Below are 22,631 nucleotides of genomic sequence, written 5' to 3' on the forward strand. Positions count from 1 at the left end.
TTTTCGCGCTCCATGACAACCTGGCTACAAACTTTTTCCAAGCCAATTTCCCATCTATGGACAGCAAGAGGACGCTCCATTTTAATTGCAAGCTTAGTGGCAACGGGTGTTCTATCCAGTACAAAACCGCTTGGATTATTTGAGCCTCTAGAGCGCTTTAGTTTTGACGTGATGCTACGTTTCCAGGACGATCGCCCTCTCGATCCACGATTGCTCATTGTTGGCATCACTGAGGCCGATCTCCAGCAGTATGGTTGGCCCATGTCAGATGCTCAACTGGCTGAACTGCTTGCTAACATCCAAGTTCACCAACCCAGTGTGGTTGGGTTGGATCTGTATCGCAGCAATGACCGTCCACCCGGCTCCGAGGCATTGCAGGCTCAGCTTCAAGCCGAAAACTTAATTGCGATTAAAAATGTCGGTAGCGACTCCACCATTGGCGAAGTGCCGGCCCCACCTTCCGTGCCGCAAGAGCGGGTTGGGTTCAACGATCTGCCTATTGACCCAGATGGTATTTTGCGACGGGGTCTCATTTTTGTGCGATCGCGCCAAACCGCGTATTACTCATTTGCCCTGCGCGTTGTGCTACAGCACTTGGGTTCCGCCTTGCCGCTACAAACCACAGACGACGCGCTCATTCTTGGAGATACTCAGTTTCCTGTGATCACCCCTGGTGCAGGAGGGTATCAAAATATTGATGATCGGGGTTATCAAATCTTGCTGCACTACCGCAACAGCGCAGCGCCTGCCCTCATGGTTTCGGCCAGCCAGGTTTTGAGTGGGCAGCTCGATCCAGCCCTCATTCGCGATCGCGTTGTGCTGATTGGTAGCGTTGCTGCGAGCCTCAAAGATCAGTTCTACAATCCCTACAGCGCCACACGAGATACCGAGTTCATGATGTCGGGGGTGGTGGTTCACGCTCATATGATCAGCCAAATGCTGGATGCAGTAGCGGGCACCCCGGCTCTGTATCGGTTTATGCCGCAATGGGGCGAAACGCTATGGCTGTTGGGGTGGGCGATCGCCGCAGGGGTGGTGGTGTGGGCAATTAAGCGACCGCTGGGGGTGGTGGGAGCGGGCGCTATCATGCTGCTGAGCATTACCAGTTTGGGTTGGTTGGGAATTGCCAATTTGGTGTGGCTGCCCATTGCAGAACCCATGTTGGGGGTGTTGATAGCGGGTGGAATTGCGACGCTGCAAAAGTTGCTGTATCGCAGTACTCACGATGCCCTGACCGGGCTACCGCTGCGCGATGTGTTGATTGTGCAAATTCAGCGATCGCTCCAGAGTTCGCCCATGCGGCATGAGGTGCCCGCCATTAGCGTGGCCTTTTTGGATGTGGATCGCTTTAAGCTGATTAACCAAAGTTTGGGACACTCAACAGGCGATCGCGTGTTGAGAACCATTGCCAAGCGCATTCGCCAAGCTATCCCCCCAGCTGTACAACTTGCCCGGGTGGGTGGCGATGAGTTTGCCCTGCTGTTTCAAAATACCCCTCGCGAACAAATTGAGCAAGCATTGGATGAACTTCAGCAAATCTTGTCTGAACCGTTTCAACTCAACGATCATCAGCTTTCGATTACGGCAAGCGTTGGGTTGGCGATCGCCCAAGAAGGACACAAATATTTGCCCGAAAATTTAATGCGGGATGCTTATACCGCAATGTATCGGGCTAAATCGTTGGGGCGATCGCGCTACGAAATTTTTTCCACGGGGATGCAAGTTGAAGCCATGAATCGACTGCGCCTCGAAAGCGATTTACAAACCGCACTCAATCAAGATGAGTTCGTTTTGTATTACCAACCCATCGTGCAGTTAGACACCGGAAAAATTGCCGGATTTGAAGCCTTGGTGCGTTGGAGCAAACCAGAAAATTGCTTCGTGCCACCGGATCAGTTCATTCCCATTGCCGAAGATACCGGATTGATCGTGCCGCTAGGCCAGTGGATTTTTCGCGAGGCCTGCCGTCAACTCAAGGTGTGGCAGCAGCAGTTTCCTGACTATGCGCTCAAAATGAGCATTAACCTATCGCAGCGCCAATTTGAACAGGCCGATTTGGTTCAACAAATTGACACGGTGTTAACCGAGGTGGAAATTCCGCCCAACACCGTTCAACTCGAAATCACAGAAAGTACAGCAATGATTGATGTCGAAGCAGCGATCGCCCTGATGGTGCGCATTCGACAGCTGGGCGTGCGATTCAGCATCGACGACTTTGGTACAGGTTACTCCTCCCTTAGCTATTTACATCGGCTTCCGGTCGATGCGCTCAAGGTGGACAAATCCTTTGTTGGCCGCATGGAGCAAAGCAGCGAAGATCGAGACATTGTGCAAACCATGATTAGCCTGGGGCATAAGCTGGGCATGGAGGTAATCGCCGAAGGCATTGAGCGATCGAGCCATCTGGCCAACCTGCGGGAGCATCAGTGCGACTATGGTCAAGGCTATCTATTCTCAGCTCCTCTCCCCGCCAGTCAGGCAACAGCCCTGCTTCATCAAATCAGCGTCTTTCAGGGAACTTTGCCAACCACAGACCAAGACACCACCCTGGATGTGTAATCCTCCAGGACTTATGCAGTTAAATGATTTTGCAAGCATCTTGTCGCAAGCATGAGGAGGTGCACGCTGTGCAACCCTATTCCAGCCTGAGTTTTGGATAATCTGAAGTGCCCATTTTTGTGTGCGCAAAAATGGGCTTTTCCAAGGTTTTCGAGCCACGCAAACCTTGGAAAAGCCCTTAACCGAAACTGATGTAAAAAAAGCACTAAGGCTCAATCACTTGTTCAGGTTGAGCGATCGCGTCTGTTGGCTGAATGGCTTCAAGCTTGGGTTTAGTGGGTAGCTCTGGCTTGAGGTCCGGCTTAGCGTCCGGCTTGGAGTCCGGCTTGGAATCCAGCGTAGGCTCAAAATCCAGGTCGGGTAGGTTCTCAACTTCGGGAATGCGCTCCACAATTAAACGAGCCTGACTATTCGCCCCACCCAACTGTTTTAGCAACTTGGTTTTAGGCGCATGGTAAAGGTAGATGAGGCGATCGCCATCACGCCATTCATCGGATGCCGAGGCAATAAGCAACTTTTCTTCGCGCTCTAGCAGCAGAGGCATGACCTTCTCATCCTCAATCAAAATGCGAACATGGGCAATTTGACGCGGCAGCTTGTCGGTTTGAAAGAAGGTTTCACCCAAGCGAACTTCGCGATCGTTAATAAATCGATTCCAGGCTTTCAGCGGCACCAACGGCAAAAAAGCAGACTTAACCTTGCCAGCATTCACAGCCGACTCCGCCGGAATTGCCCCCGCCGAATCCTTGGTAACCATAACCGCGACTCGGGGCGGATTAAACTCTTCTACAGCCTTTTGCGCCAACACCAAATTCACTTCGCCATTATTCGTCATCGCCAAAAAGGTACCACGCTGGCTCATTCCCGCCTGGGTCAACACCTCCGCATCCAAAGCCGTACTGGCAAATGCTGGCAACCCTTCCAATTCTGCTTTTCGGCACGCCTGCAAATCAGTATCAATTAAAGTGGCCGGTTCGCCTTTGTCAATAAACACTTGAGCGAGCAAACGGCTGAGTGGGTTGCTTCCTGCAATGACCACACCCGTCGCCTCATCGGATGTAATGCCTAGCAATTGGGCAATCCACCTGGCCGTCAACCCCTGGAGAAAAACCGTCGAAATAATCGTGAGAAACACCAGTGCTTTGATCGCCTCACCACCGGAAATGCCGCGATCGGTGAGCAAAATGGCAAACAGCGATGCCACTGAAGCCGACACAATGCCGCGCGGTGCCACCCAGCAAATAAACAGCTTTTGTCGCCAGTTCAGGTCGCTATTGTAGGTGCACACCGCAACATTGATGGGGCGTACCACAAACATCAGCACGGCCACCGTGAAGACAGCCCCCTGTCCAAGCGCAAACAAGCTGGCCAGCGACAAATCGGCAGCCAGTAGTACAAATAGCACCGACACCGCAAAAATCGTGAGCTGTCCTTTGAATCGTCGCAGCAATCGCTCATCGGGAATGGAGGACGATCGCAACACCAGGCCAGCAATCACTGCCGACATTAACCCCGCTTCATCGCGAATCGCTTGTGCCAGCACAAACAGTCCCCAAACCCCCGCCAGCACCACTAAATTTTTCAAATCTTCTGATAAAAATCGAGTGCGCTTCAGAAAGTAGCTCAGCACCCAACCGCCAAGTGCGCCAATGCCGCCACCAATGCTCAATCGCAAAAATAGGCCGCTGACGACCAGCAGGGGATCGGCATCTCCGTTCAAAATGACATCCAACACCACCACCGCCAAAATCGCACCCACCGGGTCGATGAGTACGCCTTCGCCCTCAAGCAAGGTGGCCACGCGGGTATCGACTTGCACTTGCTTCAGCAGGGGGCTAATTACGGTTGGCCCCGTTACAACAACCAACGCCGCATACAAAAATGCGATCGCCCAGGGAAACTCACCCAGCCAATGAGCGGCCATGCCCCCACCCACCAGCGTAATGAGCGTGCCAATGGTCACCAAGTTGCGCAAGCTGCCAGATACTTGCTTCAAGTTGCGCAGTTCCAGATTTAGCCCGCCTTCAAACAAAATGAGGGCAACCGAGAGTGTGACAATCACCTCTAGTCCGCTACCAAGCTGCTGCGGCTGTAGAACATCGGCCCCGTCCGCTCCCAGCAAAATGCCAAACGCCAACAAAAATACGATGCTGGGCACCTTGCAAAAATCGGCCAGCACTTGCGCGCTAATGCCTGCAATAACAGCAATGACAAACTGTAGCGTTGTCGCTAGCGGTGTATCACTTGCGATGGTCAACCCATCTAGCATGGTTTCCAGGAAATGGTACAACTGCCATGGTACCCAAATGCGGGTTAGATAGGGGCGATCGCCATTTATTCCAACCAAAACAAAAATGGAGCATCAGCAAAAATTGCCCCTCTCATGATTGGTTGTGTTTCACAGTTGTGGATGTGTGTGGTAGAAGGACGGCTCCACCGTCCTTCTACCACACACATCCACAGGTCTAGAACATTACCCTCATGCTTGAACGCAACTGATAATCTCACGAATGGACTGATTGCACCCCGCCAAACGTTCCAAATCGAGGGATAATAAACGGGGATACTTCCTCAACCTGAGAGGAAGTCACTGCATTGTGCTGCGTGTTTCTGTGCGTGCCCTTGCTGCGTGTCCTTACAGCCAGCCGTTTATCTGTGTCAAACCCTTGGGAATCGATCTCCGCAGCTACGTCTATATCGACCGCCTTCAGCCACAACATGCTGCCTATTTGGGAACTGTGGCATTAGGCTTTTTGCCACTTCCAGGTGATGCATCTCTTTGGATTGAGATTTCTCCGGGCGTAGAAATCAACAATCTCATGGATAAGGCACTCAAAGCGGCTGTTGTTCGCCCTGGGGTACTGTTTGTTGAACGGTTGTACGGCCTGCTAGAAGTGCATGCCAGCAAACAAGGCGAAGTGCAAGCTGCCGGACGCGCCGTACTGCAAGAGCTAGGGCTCAATGCCAACGATTGCATGAAACCACGCATCATCTCCCGGCAAATTATTCGCAACATTGACTCCAACCACGCACAGCTCATTAACCGTAGTCGTCGGGGTCAAATGATTCTAACGGGCCAAACCCTCTACATTCTGGAGGTCGAGCCTGCAGCCTACGCATCCCTTGCCGCAAACGAAGCCGAAAAAGCCGCTCTCATCAATATTCTGCAAGTTTCGGCAGTGGGCAGCTTTGGCCGATTGTTTTTGGGTGGCGAAGAGCGCGATATTTTGGCAGGAGCCGAAGCTGCCGAAGCCGCATTAGACAGTTTGGCCGGACGGGATGTTCCTAAGACCGTTCGTATGGAATAGCCATGGCGTTGGTTGATCCGGCTATCTCACAGGTGTGGGCTTTGCTCCAGCAGGGAAGCGCTCCATGGAACGTATGGCGGGCTAAGCATCCCCACGTTGCCATTGACTTTAGCTATCAAAACTTGTCTGGAGCGGATTTTAGCGGCTATGACATGAGTCGGGTTTCGTTTCATCATGCCAATCTCACCGGGGTTCACTTTGTCTCAGCCCAGCTGGTTCAGGCCAACCTGAGTCATGCCATCCTCGATGCTGCCAACTTTACGAATGCCAATGCGGCGCAGGCCGACTTTACCCTCGTACAGGGTCAGGCCGTATCTCTCAACATGGCCGATCTCAGGCATACGATCTGGGTGGGAGCCAGTCTGCCGTTGGTGCAGCTTCAGGGGGCGATGGCGGCGTTTGCGAACTGCATTGGTGCAGATGTGAGTCACGGCAACTTTCGGACTGCCGATCTCAGTTTTACCAATTTAGAACGGGCCAATCTCAGCTTTGCTAATCTGCAGCGGGTTGACCTCAGTGAAGCAAATTTGAGCAAAGCCACGCTGTATGAGGCAGATTTGGTTGGGGCCGTGTTGCCCAATGCAAACTTGCAGGGTGCAAATTTGGTGCGATCGCGCTTTGGGGGAGCGTATCTGTCTGGAGTCAGCTTACAAAACGCGACCGTGTTAGAAGCCGACTTCCGCTGGAGCAATTTGACCCGATCGGATTGGAGCGGTGCTCACACGCGTCAAGTGCAGCTATCGATGGCAAATTTGAGCTGGGCCAACTTAGGTGGGTTAGATTTGCGAGATAGTCATACAACACAAACAAATTTTAGGAAAGCAATCTTGCTAGGATGCCAATTGCCGAGCAGTTAGTCCAAGCACAATCGGTCAAGTTCCATGCCCGTCTTTTATGAGCTGTCACTTCAGTTGGTTCAAGGCTTTTGGAACTATTGTCTGAACACCATAATCCCCTGACCAAACTAGCGCGATGAATACGCCTGCTCATGTTGTTCTCAATTTGTTGTGCCTTGGGCGTCGAGATCTGGCTTCGGTGCTGACACCTGTTATTGTTGGGGCAGTTCTACCAGATGCGCCCATGTTTATCTTTTACGGCTATGAGCGCATCATTCGCGGAATGTCGGAATCTTGGATTTGGCGTGAGGGTTACTACCAAGTACACTGGCAAAATTTTATTGATTTGTTCAATTCAATTCCGCTCATGTTGCTTGGGCTTGGTATTGCAATATGGGGGCGATCGCAATTTGGGATTCTCCTTTTCACCAGCATGTTGCTGCACATCGCTGGAGATCTGCCGTTGCACCATGACGACGGTCATCGTCACTTCTTTCCATTTTCCGATTGGCGTTTTGTCAGTCCTATATCCTATTGGGATCCCAAACATTATGGCAATATCGTTTCAATCGTAGAAATATTATCTGTTGCCATGACTTCTGCAATTCTCTTTCAGAATTATCATTCCGCAGCAGGGAAATTCATCATTGGCATCATCGGAGCGTTGTACTCGCTTTATTTTTTCTATGTTGTCACTGTGTGGATGTAGCGTGTGGGTATAGACTGAATAAAGCTTACCGCAGCAGTGACTATTAGCTTGTCAAAACAAATCATCTAGCTTGTCAAAACAAATCATCAAAGCTCAATCATTTTGTCGCTTCAGAGTATAAGTTTGCGTCTCTCAGTTGTCTTAGATAGGACTGACGCACTTCATCCGAAAAACCAGGGGGTTGAATGATGTTTAAGCGCTAAGCGCTTAAACATCATTCAACTGCTAAGTCCTGTTAAAGAAGACTGAGTGCAATTGCGCAGACAACAGATCTCGTTCAAAAATTTCCGTAATTTCACTCGCGGTATGACCCAGGCAGGCAGGGCATACTCCCAATGAGATTGAGATAAGCCAACCCTCCAATGTGGGCGGAAATCTCTACTCTTGTATCAACAACAACTTTTTGCAATAAAAGTTAACGTAGGATCGAAGAAGAACGCAGACAGATCAAGTAAGTCCCTTATCGGACTCCGTCTCTCACCAGACCGTATCGTTGAGTTCTTTGTTCAATCCGTTAGGAATAGCCGCTATTCCTGTTGTTGTTAAAAAAGGACCACAACATCCATTAGCTTGCTTTCACTGCTTACGTTGCATGATTTAGCACTTGTTCAAGCCTGTTGCGTTGCTGATGTGCAGCAACATTGAGGAATGGATATGAAAATGTTTGATTCTACAACCCGCGATTTGGCTCTCGTTAGCTGGGTTGCCCTCCATCAACCTTCGCCAGAAGAGGTTTCTCTTCAACCCGCTTCTTCTCCTACTCCCACTTGGCGATCGCTCCTAACCGCCGACCTCCTTCTACCCTTGCGCCGATACATCAATCAAATCGAAGTCAACACTCCCGAATTGGCTCACAAACTATGCCAACTGATCCCATCGCAGTGTCCCTTTGAGCGCGATATCTCTGTATTTGGCAAAACGCTCTTACACATTCCTCCCCTCTGCAAGCTCAACCCTTTCTACGAAGAAGTTGTGGCACTCCGATTCCGTGCCCTGTGCTACTTGGCCGATGAATGTGGTGTGGATATTTCCTGCTATTGCTAAGATTGAGCGATCGCATTGCTTCGCACAGTCGCCTTGCACCCAACCCTTAGGTCCACTGTAAACCTTCTGATCGCATCTGCTGGTAAGCTCTCAAATCCTCCTCCCATCGCTGCTACAGACGGCAACAAAGGCTCTAAGTCCTTCTTAGAGCCTTTGTTGCTGCGTGCAAAATATTGGGTTAAACATGCGCGATCGCACTGCACTAGTTAGCTGAGGGAACCTCATCTCCCTCATCTGCCGTCGCAGCCGTTGTTGGCAACTCTAGGCAATAGCCCGCTCCATAAACCGTTTTGATGTATTGAGGACGACGGGGATCGGGCTCTAGCTTAGTGCGCAAGTGCCGCACATGAACCCGAATTGTTTCAATATCATCGTCGGGATCATAGCCCCACACTTCCTTCAAGATTTCGCTGGGAGACACCGTTTGTCCATGCCGCTGAAGCAGACAATGGAGCAGCTCAAACTCAAGGTGTGTCAACTTAACGGTGTGATCAAACCAAATCGCTTCTAGGCGCTCTGGGACCAAGGTGAGCGGGCCAAAGTTAAGAATTTCCGTATGCTTTGCCGCTTGAGGAATGCGATCAGTACGGCGCAGCAGCGCCCGCACCCGCGCCAGCATCTCTTCTACCTCAAAAGGCTTGGTGAGATAGTCATCTGCCCCCGCGTTAAACCCCTCCACTTTGTCTTGGGTTTGGCTCAGTGCTGTCAGCATCAGCACGGGGATGTCGGCGGTTCGCTCATCTCTACGGAGACGTTGGCACACCGTAAACCCATCGACTTTGGGTAACATTAGGTCGAGCATAATTAAGTCGGGGATCAGTTGCAGCGCTAAGGCTTGACCCTTGACTCCGTCAGTCGCGCGGCTAACGTCGTACCCAGCCATTTCAAGGTTGACAGCGACCAATTCAGAGATCGCAATATCGTCATCAATGACAAGAATCCGAGGCATTTAAATGGTTTTATCTCAACAAAGGTTTTACGCAGATCAGGTTAAATCTAATTGAAGTTTTAGAAGTTTTACCCCAAGATCTTAAGGAACCTACCATAGTTTTTCTGTTGATTATGCACCTTTGGCAAGAAAAACTCTACAAATAGATACATTAGTTATAACTCTAGTTTCATGTTCTGGCCTATGTCGGGCTCGAAATCGCTAAGGGCTGCTTTACGGTTGCCGCCTGATCCAGCAGCCAAGATGAACGATTGTGGCATGGGCAAAGCCTCTCAATCAAATTCTCTGTCAGGGTTTGGTGCGCTTTTTGACGAGGAAACGAGGGATTGGCATAAAGCTGTCGATCGCATTTCTAGAGCGATCGCGATCGCTCTCACTCATGTTGCAACCTAGCAACAAGGCTTAACCAACACGTTGGTTGCAAACTCAACTGTCATTGGTGATACAATCACCCACAAGCTAGGGGTGCCTGAGCGTTCAGTCCAGGCTGAGATTACACCCTTAGAACCTGAGTCCGGCTAATACCGGCGGAGGGAAGCTGTTTACTTGAAGGAACTAAATAATATGCGAAACGACTGGGTTGCTCAGCGTCGTGGACACAGCAATGTGTCTCAAATGCACTATGCGCGTCAGGGCGTGGTGACAGAGGAGATGGCATATGTAGCCCAGCGGGAAAACCTTCCCGCTGAGCTGATTCGCTCCGAAGTTGCCCGGGGGCGCATGATTATTCCTGCGAACATCAACCATATCAATTTGCAGCCTATGGCAATTGGCATTGCCTCGAAATGCAAGGTCAACGCCAATATTGGGGCATCTCCAAATTCATCAGGAATTGAAGAAGAACTTGCCAAACTGCATCTTGCGGTCAAATACGGTGCCGATACTGTGATGGACTTATCGACTGGGGGTGGCAACCTGGACGAGATTCGCACAGCGATCATTCAAGCGTCTCCTGTACCAATTGGTACAGTCCCCATTTATCAAGCGTTAGAGCAAGTGCATGGCAGGGTAGAAAACCTGACGCCCGAAGACTTTCTGCACGTCATTGAAAAGCACGCCCAACAGGGAGTGGATTACATGACTATTCATGCGGGGATTCTGATTGAGCATTTGCCGCTGGTCAAGGGTCGGCTTACAGGAATTGTGTCTCGTGGTGGCGGTATTTTGGCCCGGTGGATGCTGCATCATCACCAGCAAAATCCACTGTATACCCACTTCAATGACATCATCGCAATCTTCAAGAAATACGACGTATCGTTTAGCTTAGGCGATTCGTTGCGTCCCGGTTGCCAGCATGACGCCTCGGATGCGGCACAACTGGCGGAGCTAAAAACGCTAGGCCAACTCACCCGTCAAGCGTGGGAGCAGGATGTGCAGGTGATGGTAGAAGGCCCAGGCCATGTGCCGATGGATCAAATCGAGTTCAATGTGCGGAAACAGATGGAGGAATGCTCTGAAGCGCCTTTCTATGTATTAGGGCCGCTAGTTACGGATATTGCACCGGGCTATGACCATATTTCCAGTGCGATCGGGGCGGCGATGGCAGGTTGGTACGGGACAGCAATGCTGTGCTACGTGACGCCAAAGGAGCATTTGGGACTGCCGAATGCTGAGGACGTGCGCAATGGCTTGATTGCCTACAAGATTGCGGCCCACGCAGCCGATATTGCCCGACATCGACCCGGAGCGCGCGATCGCGACGATGAGATCTCTCGGGCACGCTATCACTTTGACTGGAACCGCCAGTTTGAGTTGGCGCTTGATCCGGAGCGTGCACGCGAATATCACGACGAAACGTTGCCAGCAGATATTTATAAGACAGCTGAATTTTGCTCGATGTGTGGTCCCAAGTTTTGCCCTATGCAAACCAAGGTCGATGCAGATGCGCTCTCAGAGTTGGAAAAGTTTCTGACTAAAGAAGCAGTAAGCTAAATTTTCGGCAGATGCCAGAGGGCACGGTTTGTTACTGAATCTACCCTCTGGCATCCGCCCTACCCAACACCGCCAAATTCAAAAAAAATTGTCGAAGGGGTAGCGATCGCAGTCGTGATATGATAGCTTAAGAAAGTTGGAAATTTCCAGCGCACGGCTCAGTAGCTCAGTGGTTAGAGCAGGGGACTCATAAGCCCAAGGTCGCAGGTTCAAATCCCGCCTGAGCCATCTTAAGTGGAAGCAATACATGGCTTACAGCAAGATCTCAATGTTTAGAGAGCTTGCATGTTTATTGGGCGTTGTTAGCCATGTTTGGCATGAGCCTAGGGTTAAAATGGGGCATTTTGCGAGTGCAGAATCAGAGGGTGGTTTGTCGATAGCTTTGGGCAATCGTCCTAGTTTTCAGGGCTCCCACACTCCCACTGCGACACTTCATAACATTACCTGAGTTTTGGATAAGCTGAAGTGCCCATTTTGGCGGGCGCGACGCGTCCGCCAAAATGGGCTTTTTTGAGGTTGATATAGAACAGTATTGGGGCTAGTCAAGCAAGCAGTGTTGTTCTTGATATGTAGTTGTTCACGACAGCAGCATCCCTTGGATTCTGGTTTTCACGGTTTTGTTTGCCAATTTGGAGAACCGTTGTGAACAAGTTCATCGGACACACCCAAGCCTAGAAAGGACTGTTTGAATCATTAAATTAATAGCCTTATGAATACGGTTGATATACAAGGTGATCTTAAATCCAAGCTAAATAAAGATTGAAAAATTGATAGCAGTAGAAATCAGCTTAGAAAAGCTAAAGACAAAAAAAGACAGATAAAAGAAAAATTTTAATATAAAAAATCACATTAATAAAGGAGGAAAAGACTACAACACGAAAAACAAGATGGACATTTTTAACATCATCCCAAGAACCATTTAATCAAGCCCGTTAAAAACAGGCAAACGATATACCAGAATCTCTTGCCAACATAGCAAAGTAAGGTCTCAAAGCATCGCCACACGATGTTCAAAGTAATATTCACACGCGACTCTAGAGGATTTCTGTTGGTGCTCTAGAAACATCTACAAGTGTATCTTCACTGAATTACGAAAATTGCAGAATTACGAGGAATAACCAAGGACGAGTTCCTCTCAACCACCTCACGCTGACTAAGCTCGCAGAACGACGACATTGCGACCTTAGTCAGGAGGATTGTAGGGAAGAAATTTGTAGGGAAAAGCCGTAATGGTAATTCTCGTGACAATCCTTGGGAAATGCAATTTCTATACTGGGGAGACAGCACCTGTATACTGCATACAAACTGATAAGATTCATGGGCTTATGTATCTTCTATTCATGCAGCTATTTATTATGAAACTACTTATTCTAAAAACGTGTGAGTCGGGCTTTGCTTCGTTTGCAGCCTAGTCATCTCTGTTTCGCCGCTCCGTTGTTTCGTTAATACATTATTTGATACATCTTTGAACGCATGACGCATTTATCTAGCGATCGCCCTACTCTAAGCATCAACGGTTCTGTCGTTTCTTTGGCATCTACGCCTCCTACAATGACCCTGCTGCAATTTCTTCAGCAGAGTGGACGCACCGGCACCAAGGAGGGATGTGGAGATGGCGACTGTGGGGCTTGTACGGTGGTGCTGGTTGGTCAAGATGCCGACGGCCAACCTCAGTACCAGGCGGTCAATAGCTGCCTCATTCCGGTAGGGGCGCTAGTGGGGCGAGATGTGATTACCGTTGAGGGGGTTGCGAATGGCGCGTTGCATCCGGTGCAAGCGGCCATGGTGGAATTGGGAGGTTCGCAGTGTGGCTACTGTACACCCGGATTCATTATGAGTATGTTTGCGGCTTACTACGATGGGCCAATGGATGATGTAGCGATTGAGGGCAACTTGTGCCGATGTACGGGGTATTTGCCCATTCGCCGAGCAGCCCAGCAAGTTGTCGAAGCGCGATCGCCCCAAGCGTGCGACTCCTTTGCCCAAAAGCTGACTGCAGCAACGCCAACATTGGCCCCGGTGAGCTATGAGCATCACGAGCATGCATTTTATCGGCCGACTGAGCTGCGATCGCTCCTGACCCTGCTGGCAGAATACCCCAATGCCACACTCATCGCTGGAGGCACCGATTTGGGCTTAGAGTTGAGCCACCATCGCCAACATTACCCAATCATGATTTCTCTAGAAGCCGTGCAAGAGCTTCAGGGCATCACCCAAACCGATGCTGCTGTCACCATTGGCGCAGCCGTTCCCCTAAGCCAGGTGGAGAAAACGCTACAAGGAGTTTTCCCCAGTTTAGATACAATGCTGTACTGGTTTGCGGCACGGCAAGTGCGCAATCGGGCCACTGTGGGCGGCAATATTGGCACTGCTTCGCCCATTGGCGACTTGCCGCCTGTATTGCTCTCACTGGATGCGACGATTACGGTCACGAGCGTTCGGGGCGATCGCACTTTGCCACTGTCAGAGTTTTTCACAGGATATCGCCAAACCCAGCGTCAGCCAGATGAAGTCATTGTCTCTGTCACGATTCCCAAATCTTTAGGGACTGGTGCGGTGCGTCGCCTGTGCCAGTCCTACAAAATTGGCAAGCGCGGCACGGACGACATTAGCATTGTCGCAGCGGCCTTTTGTGTTGATCTAGATGCCAATGACTGTGTGGTGCGGGCTCGGCTCGGGTACGGTGGCGTAGCCGCCACTCCGGCTCGGGCGATCGCCGTTGAGCAAGCGCTGGTGGGCCAACCCTGGACTCACGACACGGTGCGATCGCTCAAACCTCTTTTGCTACAAGCATTCACCCCTCTCACAGATTTACGGGGTAGCGCCAGCTATCGCCAGCGATTAGTCGCCAATTTGTTCGAAAAATTTTTTGTCGAGATGGGATGACGATTGACGATCGCACCCATCGCATTCTCCGCCAAGGATCGTCCCTGTTCAACATCACTATCATTCAACCCCAATATCAATTTAGCTAGGTACCCCTATGAGTACGGTTGGCAAGCGAAATAGCCACGAAAGCGCCCAAGGCCACGTGACCGGCAAGGCTGTCTACACCGATGAGCAACGGCTGCCAGCAGGCATGTTGTCGGTATGGCCCGTCATGGCACCCCATGCGCACGCCCGCATCACCAAAATTGATGTGTCGTTGGCCTACGAGGTTGAAGGATTGGTCACCGTCCTCACGGCAGAAGATGTGCCCGGCGAAAACGATACGGGGGTAATTTTGCACGATGAGCCGCTCTTTCCAACCGAATTTGTGAGCTATTGGGGGCAGGCAATCGTATGGACAGTGGCAGAATCGGAGGATATCGCCCGACAGGCGGCAGCTAGGGTGATTGTCGAGTACGAGCCGTTGGAACCGATTGTGAGTATTCAAGCCGCGATCGCCCACAATCGTTTTCAGGGCAACGCCATTACGGTGCAGCGTGGCGATGCAGCCTCAGCGCTGGCAGACGCTCCCCATCGGCTAGAGGGCGAGCTAGAAATGAATGGGCAGGATCATTTTTACCTGGAGACGCAAACGAGCTGGGTAGTTCCTGATTTGGAAGGCAACTATCAGGTTTACTCATCAACGCAGCATCCCACCGAAACGCAAATTATTCTGGCGCGCATTTTGGGCATTTCCAGTAATCGGGTTGTAGTCACCTGCTTACGGATGGGGGGTGGCTTTGGTGGCAAAGAATCGCAAGCTAATCCCTTTGCAGCAGTAGCGGCGATCGCCGCTTACAAAACAGGCCGTCCAGTACGAGTCAAACTCAAGCGCGATCACGACATGACCCTTACCGGAAAGCGCCACGGCTTTTTGGGACAATACCGAGTTGGCTTTACCGCCGAAGGACTGATCACGGCGCTAGATATGGACTTGTTTGCCGATGGCGGCTGGAGCCTGGATCTGTCGCCTCCGGTGCTGCTGCGGGCCGTGCTACATGCCGACAACGCCTACTACATTCCCCACATCACCGTACGAGGCCGCATTGCCAAAACTCACAAAGTCTCCAACACAGCATTTCGTGGCTTTGGTGGCCCCCAAGGCATGTTAGTGATTGAGGATGTGGTCGATCGCATTGCTCGATATTTACGCTTGCCGCCAGAACTGGTACGGGAGCGCAATTTCTATCATGGTTCTGGCGAAACCAACACAACCCATTACGATCAAGAAATTATCGATAACCGCATTGCTCGGGTTTGGAATACCGTACAGGCCAACGCCAACTTTGCAGAACGGCAAGTAGCGATCGCCCAATTCAATCAAACCCACCCTCACCGCAAACGCGGGTTAGCCATTACGCCTGTCAAGTTCGGCATTTCGTTCAACAAAAAGCAGTACAACCAGGCCGGGGCGCTGATCCTCATCTATACCGATGGCAGCATTCAACTCAACCACGGCGGCACCGAAATGGGCCAGGGGCTTCATACCAAGATGCTGCAAGTTGCCGCCAAGAGCCTGGGGGTGAGCATGTCGCGCTTTCGCATGATGCCCACCAGCACCGACAAGGTACCCAACACGTCTGCGACTGCTGCATCCAGCGGTTCTGACTTGAATGGTCAAGCGGTAAAAGATGCCTGCGAAGCCGTCAAAGCCCGCCTAGCAGAGGTGGCCACCCGCCTGCTGGATTTAGACGGGCCAGAAGAGATCGTGTTTGAAGATGATTGGGCGTTTTGTCGCACCTACCCCAGCCGTCGTGTGCGGTTTGAGGACGTAGTGGCTCAAGCCTACAGCGATCGCATCAGCCTGTCGGCCACGGGCTTCTATCGCACCCCCAACATTTTTTGGGATGAGAAAGCAGGCAAAGGTCGCCCATTCTACTACTTTGCCTACGGTGCCTCCATTAGCGAGGTAGAAGTTGATGGCTTCACAGGCACCTTTAAGCTGCGCCAAGTCGATATTGTGCATGACGTAGGCTCATCCCTAAATCCATTAGTAGATCAAGGCCAAGTGGAAGGTGGGTTTGTGCAGGGCATGGGCTGGCTGACGATGGAAGAATTGGTGTGGGATGAGCAGGGCCGCCTTCGGACTGTCGCTCCCAGCACCTACAAAATTCCCACGATTGGCGAAATTCCTGAACACTTTGACGTGCAATTGCTGGAGCGTGCTGCCCAAGATGGCGTCATCTACGGCAGCAAAGCCGTGGGCGAGCCACCCTTTATGCTGGCGATGTCTGTCCGAGAAGCCATTCGAGCAGCGATCGCGGCATTTGGCGAAGCTGAGGCTGTACCGTTAGCATCCCCTGCCACACCCGAGGCCATTTTAGATGCGATTGAGTGGGTACAGCAGCACTCCCCCTCTGTGACGAGTGCATCAACCTCTCCCCAGCCAGCGCTCTTCGAGTAGCGCTTATGACCATTGACTGTTTTGAACAATTGGCTCAACTGCTGCCACAGCATCCTGTGGTGCTGGCAACGGTGGTTGAGGTCACGGGCTCGGTACCGCGTGAGGTTGGTGCCAAAATGCTGATTGGCGCTGATGGATTGCTGTACGGCACCATTGGCGGTGGTGCGGGAGAGGCCAAAGTGCTTCAACAGGGGCAGGCACTGTTAGCCACCGGCCAAAAGTGCGCGGTTGAGATCGATCTCTCCGGGGCTCCTCATCGGGAGACCCAAGGAATCTGCGGTGGATGGATGCGTGTATGGCTAGAGAGATGGGATAGTCGTGCGATCGCCCTGGTGCAAACGCTGCTGCAAAAATTACAAACTGGGCAATCCGCTACTTTAGTCACTCCCTTTACGGCTCAGTCACCCTATCTGCTGAACTCACCCGCCCAATCGACAACCCAGTCTTCAACGGATGCGTTTGTCGAAACTTTGGCCCCCCTGCCAACGTTACTCATTGTGGGAGCTGGTCACTGTGGCGAACAGTTAGCCAAAACCGCTCACCTGGCGGGATTTAACATTATTGTGCAGGACGATCGCCCCACATGGGCAAATCCAAAACGCTATCCCCAAGCGTTGCAAGTTCTCAACCAACCGATTCACGAAGCGATCGCGCCTCTGGGCTTCTACTCCGAACTCTACGCCGCTCTGGTGACTCGGGGTTACCAGTATGACTTAGACGCACTGATTGCCCTGCTTCAACGCCCGATCGCCTGCCGCTATATCGGCATGATTGGCAGCACCAAACGAGTTCGTCAAGCACTCCATACACTCTATCAGACAGGTATTCCTCTCCAAGCTGCACCGCCCATTCATGCACCCATTGGCTTAGATATTGGCGCACTCACTCCTGCCGAGATCGCCATTAGCATTACAGCTGAACTCATCTTGGTCAGGCGAGGAGGGACCGGCAAGCCCCTGTCGAATAAGATTGGGGCGATCGCGCAAACACAGACTCACCTAAGCAATCAAACAAACAGCGAGAGGTAAGCTCTCACTGGATAGCTTACCTCTCGCCTTTCAGCTGTTAGATTTCAGTAAAACCTTACTTCACAGCGGCCTTACCGCCGGCTTCTTCCAGCTTCTTCTTAGCATCTTCAGCGGCATCCTTAGCCACACCTTCCATCACAGCCTTGGGAGTCGATTCCACAACTTCCTTAGCTTCCTTCAAACCAAGACCCGTCAGTTCACGAACAATCTTCAGAACTGCAATCTTCTTGTCAGCAGGAACTTCTTCCAGCACAACATCAAATTCGGTCTTCTCTTCAACTTCCTCAGCAGCAGCACCACTGCCAGCACCAGGAGCCATCATCATCATGCCACCAACAGGAGCAGCAGCAGACACACCGAAGGCTTCTTCAATTTGCTTAACTAGGTCAGCCGCTTCCAACAGGGTTAGCGACTTTAGCTTCTCAAGAATTTCATCAGTTGTAGCAGACATGTGTAGGATCTCCCACTAGTACGTAAATTACAAATCGAACAAATCTAAATCGCGATTCTAGGCATGCCAACCGAACTAAGCGGCATCTTGCTCTTTGTCGGCAACAGCCTGCAAAGCGCGAGCCAGAGACGATGGTACTTCCTTGATACCAACGGCCACTTTGGTCGTCACAGCATTGATAGCACCAGCAATCTGACCCATGAGCTGCTCCTTGGATGGCAGATCGCCAATGGCTTTCACCTCATCCTCGGATAGGGCACGGCCTTCCATGACCCCACCACGAATGACCGTCTTTTTGCTGGCCTTTTGGAAATCTTGGTAAGCCTTGATAGCGCCACCAATGTCATCCTTCAGCAACAAAAAGGCCGCAGAGTCCTTACAGAACTCGGACATGGGCTGCCAATTGTCATCACCATCGATCGCGATTTTCATCAGCGTGTTTTTGGTGACCTTACAAACGGCTCCGCTCTCACGCAACTTGTTGCGCAGGTTGGTGATCTCGGCAACGGTTAGCCCTTTAAAGTCGATGACAACAGCCATCTGAGACTGACTCAACTGTTCTTTCAGCTCAGCGACTATCTCTTGCTTGTTTTCTAGTGTTCTACCCATACATCAATCACCTCCTTAATTCGGGTGTGAACTACCAAACTTTTGCCACCCCTGAGAAAGCCGAAACCCCGGCATGAGTACCGGGGTCGAGGAAGCATACGCCGTATCACCATGACACAGGGATACGATGAGAGTGCATTCACACGCCTCGGCAGGATATTAAGCTGACGCACCTGCTGTCTCCGGCTTTCAATTCAATTGTGAGTTGGGGATTTGTCGATAAACTTATGCTCGAACTCAAGATGCGGTGGCGTCGGATGTCTTCATGTCACGAAGAGCGTTGATGTCCACCTCAATGGAAGGACCCATCGTAGCAGAGACAAACACACTGCGCCAGTAGCGACCTTTGGCTCCAGAAGGACGGTTCCGATCGATCGTCTCTTGCAGGGCTTTGAGGTTCACTAGCAAATCTTCAGACGAAAAAGTCGCCTTGCCAAACATAACATGAACGATACCCGAACGATCAGCCCGGAATTCTAATTTACCGGCTTTAAATTCGTTGATGGCTTGACCCAGGTCAAAGGTAACGGTGCCACCTTTGGGAGAGGGCATCAAACCACGAGGGCCGAGTTGACGACCGAGTTTTGCCACCTGGGGCATCATGTCAGGAGTCGCAATCAGTACGTCAAAGTCCATCATGCCTTTCTGAATTTCGTCGATTAAATCCTCAGATCCAGAAATATCGGCTCCTGCGTTAGCAGCTTCAGTCACCTTTTCACCCCGAGCAATGACCGCAACCCGTACAGTTTGACCTGTCCCTTTGGGTAGCGCAACAGTGGTTCTAAGCTGCTGATCGGTGTACTTTGGGTCAATACCGAGGCGGATGTGAGCTTCAGCAGACTCAGAGAACTTAGCCGTAGCGGTTTCTTTCAACAGCGCTAGTGCTTCCAAAGGCTCATAGGGCCGATCTTCAACTTTTTTCTGCAACTCTTGCAGACGACGGGATACTTTCTTAGCCATGGTTTCTCCTTGGGGTACAGGCGAGACAGATCTCTCCCCCACTAAATGATGAATTAACGAAACTAGCCACCGTGGGCTAAATATTCGGGACTGCTGAGGCGGGAACGGGCGATCGCTCATCTCCAAACACTCAGTTAGCTATCGACTAGCTAACGGTCACGCCCATATTGCGAGCGGTACCTTCCACAATCCGCATTGCGGCCTCAACATCGTTCGCATTGAGGTCAGGCATTTTCTTCTCAGCAATTTCGCGGAGCTGATCGCGAGTAATCGAACCCACTTTTTTCTTGTTGGGTTCACCCGAACCGCGCTCAATTCCTGCTGCCTTCTGAATCAAAACTGAAGCAGGAGGCGTTTTGAGAATAAATGTGAAACTGCGATCTTCATAGACTGAGATCTCAACCGGAACAACTGTCCCTGTTTGATCCGACGTCTTCGCATTGTACTCCTTGCAGAAGGCCATAATATTGACCCCATGCTGACCCAATGCTGGGCCAATCGGAGGAGCCGGGTTTGCTTTTCCGGCCTGAATTGCCAACTTAATAATTGCTACGACCTTTTTTGCCATTGTCTAAACTAGCTCTGTTTTTGAACCTGGTTGAATTCCAACTCGACAGGGGTGTCTCGTCCAAAAATTGAAAGCAACGCTTTCAACTTGCTGCGCTCAGGGCTAACTTCAATGACTTCGCCTTCGAAGTCTTTGAAGGGCCCAGATAGAACAACAATCTTGTCTCCGGTCGCCATATCAATCTTGACGACAGGCTTTTGCTCCTGGGCACGCTTGAAGATGCGCTCAACCTCGGAATTCGAGAGAGGCATAGGCTTTACGTGCCCTCTACCCCGTCCATAGCGACGTTTTTGCTCAGCCCCCACGAAGTTAATCACGTTGGGCGTGTTTTTAACGACTTGCCATGTCTCATCATCCATCACCATGCGAATCAACACATAGCCCGGAAAAACTTTTTCTGCCCCTTCTTTCGCCTTATTTCCCTTTTGAGGCTTCAAAATTGGCGTCTGGGGAATCTCAATTTGCAGAATGCGGTTGGCCACATCCAGCGTATTGATGCGTTGCTCTAAGTTGAGTTTGACCCGGTTCTCGCATCCCGATGCAACCTGCACGGCAAACCAACGAGCAGATCCAACCGGAGCAGCTTCGTCCGCCGTGTCCACATCAGAGGGCATTAAGTTTTCCGAATCATCTGAAGCGAGAATCATCAGAACACCTGCTGGGCTATCCAGCTGAATAGGTTATCAAACAAATAGACAATGACAGCGGAAATTGTCACCATCAGCAAGACGGCGATGGACTCGCTAACGAGTTGCTGACGGCTTGGCCACACAACTTTGTCCAATTCTTCCTTCGTTCCTTTGAGGAATTCGGATGCGTTAAATCCAGAACCCTCTTCAGAAGTCTTGGTCTCAGCGGGCTTTGCTTCTTTGACTTTGGTGTCTTCTTTGTCTGCCACAGCGTTTCTTCCTTCGCCAGACTAGAGCCATAACTAGAACTATGTTGTCCTCGAGCACTCAGCCAATGCGGCCGAGAGGGAAGGAGTAGACACACTACACAAGCAGCACAGCCTGAATTTTGCGATCGCAAAATCCAGGCACCACTCCCGAATTTATCTAGGACAAAATTAGCGCTTTCCTATGATAACACTCCATACTCGCTGTTGTTCAGGAATCTACTGAACAAGGTGGGGCAGGATGTTAGAAGAGCGTTTGTCGAACGGTTCCCAGCGAGCCAATCGGAATCGTTTGGGATTTAGCCTCATCCAACACCTGTTGATACAGCGCCTCTAGATGAGAAATATTTTGGGTGAGCGTATAGCGATCCAACACCCGCTGTCGGGCTTTGTGACCAAGCAGGGCACTGAGCTCAGGCTGATCGCGAAAAAGAGGAAGCAGAGTTTGCAATTGGGAAGAGACCCGCTGAGTGCTGAGCACAACACCCGCCCCGCCATCTAACACTTCGCCATCGGCCCCAGCATCAGTCGCCAAGCAGGCAATTCCACAAGCCATAGCCTCTAGCAGAGATAGCGAAAGACCCTCCACGAGCGAAGGCAGGATGAAGGCATCGGCTCCTCGCAAAATCTCGATGCGTCGCTGCTCATTGGCCACAAACCCTAGCCAAACGACACCCGCCTCTGGGCCATAGAAGGGCATGAGCGTTGAAGCAAGGGGGCCACTACCCACGATGACCAGTTTGCTGCGATCGCCCATACCTGCAAGTTTCCAGGCTTTGAGCAAGGCTTCTACGTTTTTCTCAGGAGCGATACGGCCTTGATAAACAAAGAGTTGTTCAGCTCCGACCTGAGCCTTGATGGAGGAGTGGCCCGGCGAATACTTGTCCACATCCACCCCGTTGGGGATGACGGCAACTCGCCGTTCGGGAACCCCCAAACGAATCAGCAGCTCCTTTTGAATATAAGAAAATACAATAACTCGATTGTAGTGAGCTAGAAATGGAGCATGAAGTTGATACATCAGGTGCTGGGTGCCTGATGTTAGGTTGCGCCGCTTTCGATCAAAGGGAGGGTGAAAAGTCGCAACCAGCGGCAAACCTAGCTCTTCACAGATTTCGGGCAATACAAAATCGAGAGGAGAAAGTGTTAGCGATGCATGAATAACATCCGGCTTTAACCGACGAAGAGCGTCAGTTAATACCTTGCTAGAGCGTGGTGAAGGAATGGTATAGATCTGAGATTTGTACAAGCAAGGGATGGAGACCTCTTGCGGTTCTGCCGGAGTGTTTGTCGCTTCATCTTCTTGAGCGAAGTGTAGAAAGCTGACCTGATGGCCCCTTTCTAGAAGCGCATTCGTAACCTCTCGACCATAGGTAACGTTGCCACAAAAAGGAGATTTCTTACCGAGCCAAGCAATATGCATCCAACCACATTCTGAAGTGATCTGAAAG

19 protein-coding genes, 1 tRNA gene, 1 riboswitch and 1 other annotated feature are annotated in these 22,631 nt (G+C 51.1%); of the genes, 11 read left to right on the top strand and 9 right to left on the bottom strand.

Annotated elements, in window-relative coordinates:
• Positions 1-12: 12 nt before the first annotated feature.
• The gene (locus tag ACQ4M4_RS06705) at positions 13-2,559 is read left to right on the top strand and encodes a putative bifunctional diguanylate cyclase/phosphodiesterase (protein WP_430683706.1); all 2,547 of its coding nucleotides are present in this window, start codon (positions 13-15) and stop codon (positions 2,557-2,559) included.
• A gap of 205 nt (positions 2,560-2,764) precedes the next feature.
• On the opposite strand, the gene ACQ4M4_RS06710 is transcribed toward ACQ4M4_RS06705, so the two are convergent.
• Positions 2,765-4,906 carry a cation:proton antiporter gene (locus ACQ4M4_RS06710; RefSeq protein ID WP_430683707.1) on the bottom strand — a complete coding sequence of 714 codons (2,142 nt, stop codon included), beginning with the start codon at positions 4,904-4,906 and terminating at the stop codon, positions 2,765-2,767.
• Positions 4,907-5,156: 250 nt separating this feature from the next.
• Here ACQ4M4_RS06710 and ACQ4M4_RS06715 point away from each other — a divergent pair, with 250 nt between their 5' ends.
• The 4 genes from ACQ4M4_RS06715 to ACQ4M4_RS06730 all read left to right on the top strand — a co-directional run bounded on the left by ACQ4M4_RS06715 (position 5,157) and on the right by ACQ4M4_RS06730 (position 8,456).
• Complete coding sequence (locus tag ACQ4M4_RS06715; protein WP_430683708.1) at positions 5,157-5,867, top strand: hypothetical protein; 711 nt, start codon at positions 5,157-5,159, stop codon at positions 5,865-5,867.
• A 2-nt stretch (positions 5,868-5,869) separates the two neighbouring features.
• Positions 5,870-6,724, top strand: a complete 855-nt coding sequence (locus tag ACQ4M4_RS06720) for a pentapeptide repeat-containing protein (RefSeq protein WP_430683709.1) — start codon at positions 5,870-5,872, stop codon at positions 6,722-6,724.
• A 115-nt stretch (positions 6,725-6,839) separates the two neighbouring features.
• A complete protein-coding gene (locus tag ACQ4M4_RS06725) occupies positions 6,840-7,412 on the top strand; it encodes a hypothetical protein (protein ID WP_430683710.1) in 573 nt (190 codons plus the stop codon).
• A gap of 660 nt (positions 7,413-8,072) precedes the next feature.
• On the top strand, positions 8,073-8,456 hold the full coding sequence (locus tag ACQ4M4_RS06730; protein ID WP_430683711.1) for a Mo-dependent nitrogenase C-terminal domain-containing protein: 384 nt from the start codon (positions 8,073-8,075) through the stop codon (positions 8,454-8,456).
• A 202-nt stretch (positions 8,457-8,658) separates the two neighbouring features.
• Here ACQ4M4_RS06730 and ACQ4M4_RS06735 read toward each other — a convergent pair whose 3' ends face one another.
• A complete protein-coding gene (locus ACQ4M4_RS06735; RefSeq protein ID WP_430683712.1) occupies positions 8,659-9,405 on the bottom strand; it encodes a response regulator transcription factor in 747 nt (248 codons plus the stop codon).
• Positions 9,406-9,588: 183 nt separating this feature from the next.
• Here ACQ4M4_RS06735 and ACQ4M4_RS06740 point away from each other — a divergent pair, with 183 nt between their 5' ends.
• The 6 genes from ACQ4M4_RS06740 to ACQ4M4_RS06765 all read left to right on the top strand — a co-directional run bounded on the left by ACQ4M4_RS06740 (position 9,589) and on the right by ACQ4M4_RS06765 (position 17,697).
• Positions 9,589-9,798, top strand: coding sequence for a hypothetical protein (locus ACQ4M4_RS06740; protein ID WP_430683713.1), 210 nt, complete (start codon positions 9,589-9,591; stop codon positions 9,796-9,798).
• A 58-nt stretch (positions 9,799-9,856) separates the two neighbouring features.
• A riboswitch (TPP riboswitch) is annotated at positions 9,857-9,958 on the top strand.
• Positions 9,959-9,969: 11 nt separating this feature from the next.
• Positions 9,970-11,337, top strand: a complete 1,368-nt coding sequence (thiC, locus tag ACQ4M4_RS06745; RefSeq protein WP_430683714.1) for a phosphomethylpyrimidine synthase — start codon at positions 9,970-9,972, stop codon at positions 11,335-11,337.
• A gap of 155 nt (positions 11,338-11,492) precedes the next feature.
• Positions 11,493-11,565: transfer RNA gene (locus ACQ4M4_RS06750), tRNA-Met, on the top strand.
• A gap of 1,245 nt (positions 11,566-12,810) precedes the next feature.
• Positions 12,811-14,223: a xanthine dehydrogenase small subunit gene (gene xdhA, locus ACQ4M4_RS06755; RefSeq protein WP_430683715.1), complete on the top strand. Its 1,413-nt coding sequence runs from the start codon at positions 12,811-12,813 to the stop codon at positions 14,221-14,223.
• 97 nt (positions 14,224-14,320) lie between these two features.
• Positions 14,321-16,669 carry a xanthine dehydrogenase molybdopterin binding subunit gene (gene xdhB / locus ACQ4M4_RS06760; protein WP_430683716.1) on the top strand — a complete coding sequence of 783 codons (2,349 nt, stop codon included), beginning with the start codon at positions 14,321-14,323 and terminating at the stop codon, positions 16,667-16,669.
• A 5-nt stretch (positions 16,670-16,674) separates the two neighbouring features.
• Positions 16,675-17,697 (top strand): XdhC family protein, encoded by a 1,023-nt coding sequence (locus ACQ4M4_RS06765; protein WP_430683717.1) that lies wholly within the window; start codon positions 16,675-16,677, stop codon positions 17,695-17,697.
• Between the two features lie 55 nt (positions 17,698-17,752).
• Here ACQ4M4_RS06765 and rplL read toward each other — a convergent pair whose 3' ends face one another.
• From rplL to ACQ4M4_RS06800, 7 genes are all read right to left on the bottom strand, one after another.
• The gene (rplL, locus tag ACQ4M4_RS06770) at positions 17,753-18,148 is read right to left on the bottom strand and encodes a 50S ribosomal protein L7/L12 (protein WP_430683718.1); all 396 of its coding nucleotides are present in this window, start codon (positions 18,146-18,148) and stop codon (positions 17,753-17,755) included.
• Positions 18,149-18,223: 75 nt separating this feature from the next.
• Positions 18,224-18,757, bottom strand: a complete 534-nt coding sequence (rplJ, locus tag ACQ4M4_RS06775; protein WP_430683719.1) for a 50S ribosomal protein L10 — start codon at positions 18,755-18,757, stop codon at positions 18,224-18,226.
• A 51-nt stretch (positions 18,758-18,808) separates the two neighbouring features.
• Positions 18,809-18,961: a sequence feature (ribosomal protein L10 leader region), on the bottom strand.
• A gap of 33 nt (positions 18,962-18,994) precedes the next feature.
• On the bottom strand, positions 18,995-19,717 hold the full coding sequence (gene rplA / locus ACQ4M4_RS06780; protein WP_430683720.1) for a 50S ribosomal protein L1: 723 nt from the start codon (positions 19,715-19,717) through the stop codon (positions 18,995-18,997).
• Between the two features lie 145 nt (positions 19,718-19,862).
• The gene (gene rplK / locus ACQ4M4_RS06785; protein ID WP_430683721.1) at positions 19,863-20,285 is read right to left on the bottom strand and encodes a 50S ribosomal protein L11; all 423 of its coding nucleotides are present in this window, start codon (positions 20,283-20,285) and stop codon (positions 19,863-19,865) included.
• Between the two features lie 8 nt (positions 20,286-20,293).
• Positions 20,294-20,932: a transcription termination/antitermination protein NusG gene (gene nusG / locus ACQ4M4_RS06790; RefSeq protein WP_430683722.1), complete on the bottom strand. Its 639-nt coding sequence runs from the start codon at positions 20,930-20,932 to the stop codon at positions 20,294-20,296.
• Positions 20,932-21,183 carry a preprotein translocase subunit SecE gene (gene secE, locus ACQ4M4_RS06795; protein WP_430683723.1) on the bottom strand — a complete coding sequence of 84 codons (252 nt, stop codon included), beginning with the start codon at positions 21,181-21,183 and terminating at the stop codon, positions 20,932-20,934. The genes nusG and secE overlap by 1 nt, the downstream gene beginning before the upstream one ends.
• Positions 21,184-21,424: 241 nt before the next feature.
• Positions 21,425-22,603, bottom strand: a complete 1,179-nt coding sequence (locus tag ACQ4M4_RS06800) for a glycosyltransferase family 4 protein (RefSeq protein ID WP_430683724.1) — start codon at positions 22,601-22,603, stop codon at positions 21,425-21,427.
• Positions 22,604-22,631 lie beyond the last annotated feature (28 nt).

This window comes from Leptolyngbya sp. AN02str (assembly GCF_050565595.1).
Classification (GTDB): domain Bacteria; phylum Cyanobacteriota; class Cyanobacteriia; order Elainellales; family Elainellaceae; genus Kaiparowitsia.

Bases quoted from the DNA above. Each gene is read 5' to 3' on its own strand.
- ACQ4M4_RS06705 (WP_430683706.1), top strand. From the start codon at position 13: ATGACAACCTGGCTACAAACTTTTTCCAAGCCAATTTCCCATCTATGG.
- ACQ4M4_RS06720 (WP_430683709.1), top strand. From the start codon at position 5,870: ATGGCGTTGGTTGATCCGGCTATCTCACAGGTGTGGGCTTTGCTCCAG.
- ACQ4M4_RS06725 (WP_430683710.1), top strand. From the start codon at position 6,840: ATGAATACGCCTGCTCATGTTGTTCTCAATTTGTTGTGCCTTGGGCGT.
- ACQ4M4_RS06730 (WP_430683711.1), top strand. From the start codon at position 8,073: ATGTTTGATTCTACAACCCGCGATTTGGCTCTCGTTAGCTGGGTTGCC.
- ACQ4M4_RS06735 (WP_430683712.1), bottom strand. From the start codon at position 9,405: ATGCCTCGGATTCTTGTCATTGATGACGATATTGCGATCTCTGAATTG.
- ACQ4M4_RS06740 (WP_430683713.1), top strand. From the start codon at position 9,589: ATGTCGGGCTCGAAATCGCTAAGGGCTGCTTTACGGTTGCCGCCTGAT.
- thiC (WP_430683714.1), top strand. From the start codon at position 9,970: ATGCGAAACGACTGGGTTGCTCAGCGTCGTGGACACAGCAATGTGTCT.
- xdhA (WP_430683715.1), top strand. From the start codon at position 12,811: ATGACGCATTTATCTAGCGATCGCCCTACTCTAAGCATCAACGGTTCT.
- xdhB (WP_430683716.1), top strand. From the start codon at position 14,321: ATGAGTACGGTTGGCAAGCGAAATAGCCACGAAAGCGCCCAAGGCCAC.
- ACQ4M4_RS06765 (WP_430683717.1), top strand. From the start codon at position 16,675: ATGACCATTGACTGTTTTGAACAATTGGCTCAACTGCTGCCACAGCAT.
- rplL (WP_430683718.1), bottom strand. From the start codon at position 18,148: ATGTCTGCTACAACTGATGAAATTCTTGAGAAGCTAAAGTCGCTAACC.
- rplJ (WP_430683719.1), bottom strand. From the start codon at position 18,757: ATGGGTAGAACACTAGAAAACAAGCAAGAGATAGTCGCTGAGCTGAAA.
- rplA (WP_430683720.1), bottom strand. From the start codon at position 19,717: ATGGCTAAGAAAGTATCCCGTCGTCTGCAAGAGTTGCAGAAAAAAGTT.
- rplK (WP_430683721.1), bottom strand. From the start codon at position 20,285: ATGGCAAAAAAGGTCGTAGCAATTATTAAGTTGGCAATTCAGGCCGGA.
- nusG (WP_430683722.1), bottom strand. From the start codon at position 20,932: ATGATTCTCGCTTCAGATGATTCGGAAAACTTAATGCCCTCTGATGTG.
- ACQ4M4_RS06800 (WP_430683724.1), bottom strand. From the start codon at position 22,603: ATGCATATTGCTTGGCTCGGTAAGAAATCTCCTTTTTGTGGCAACGTT.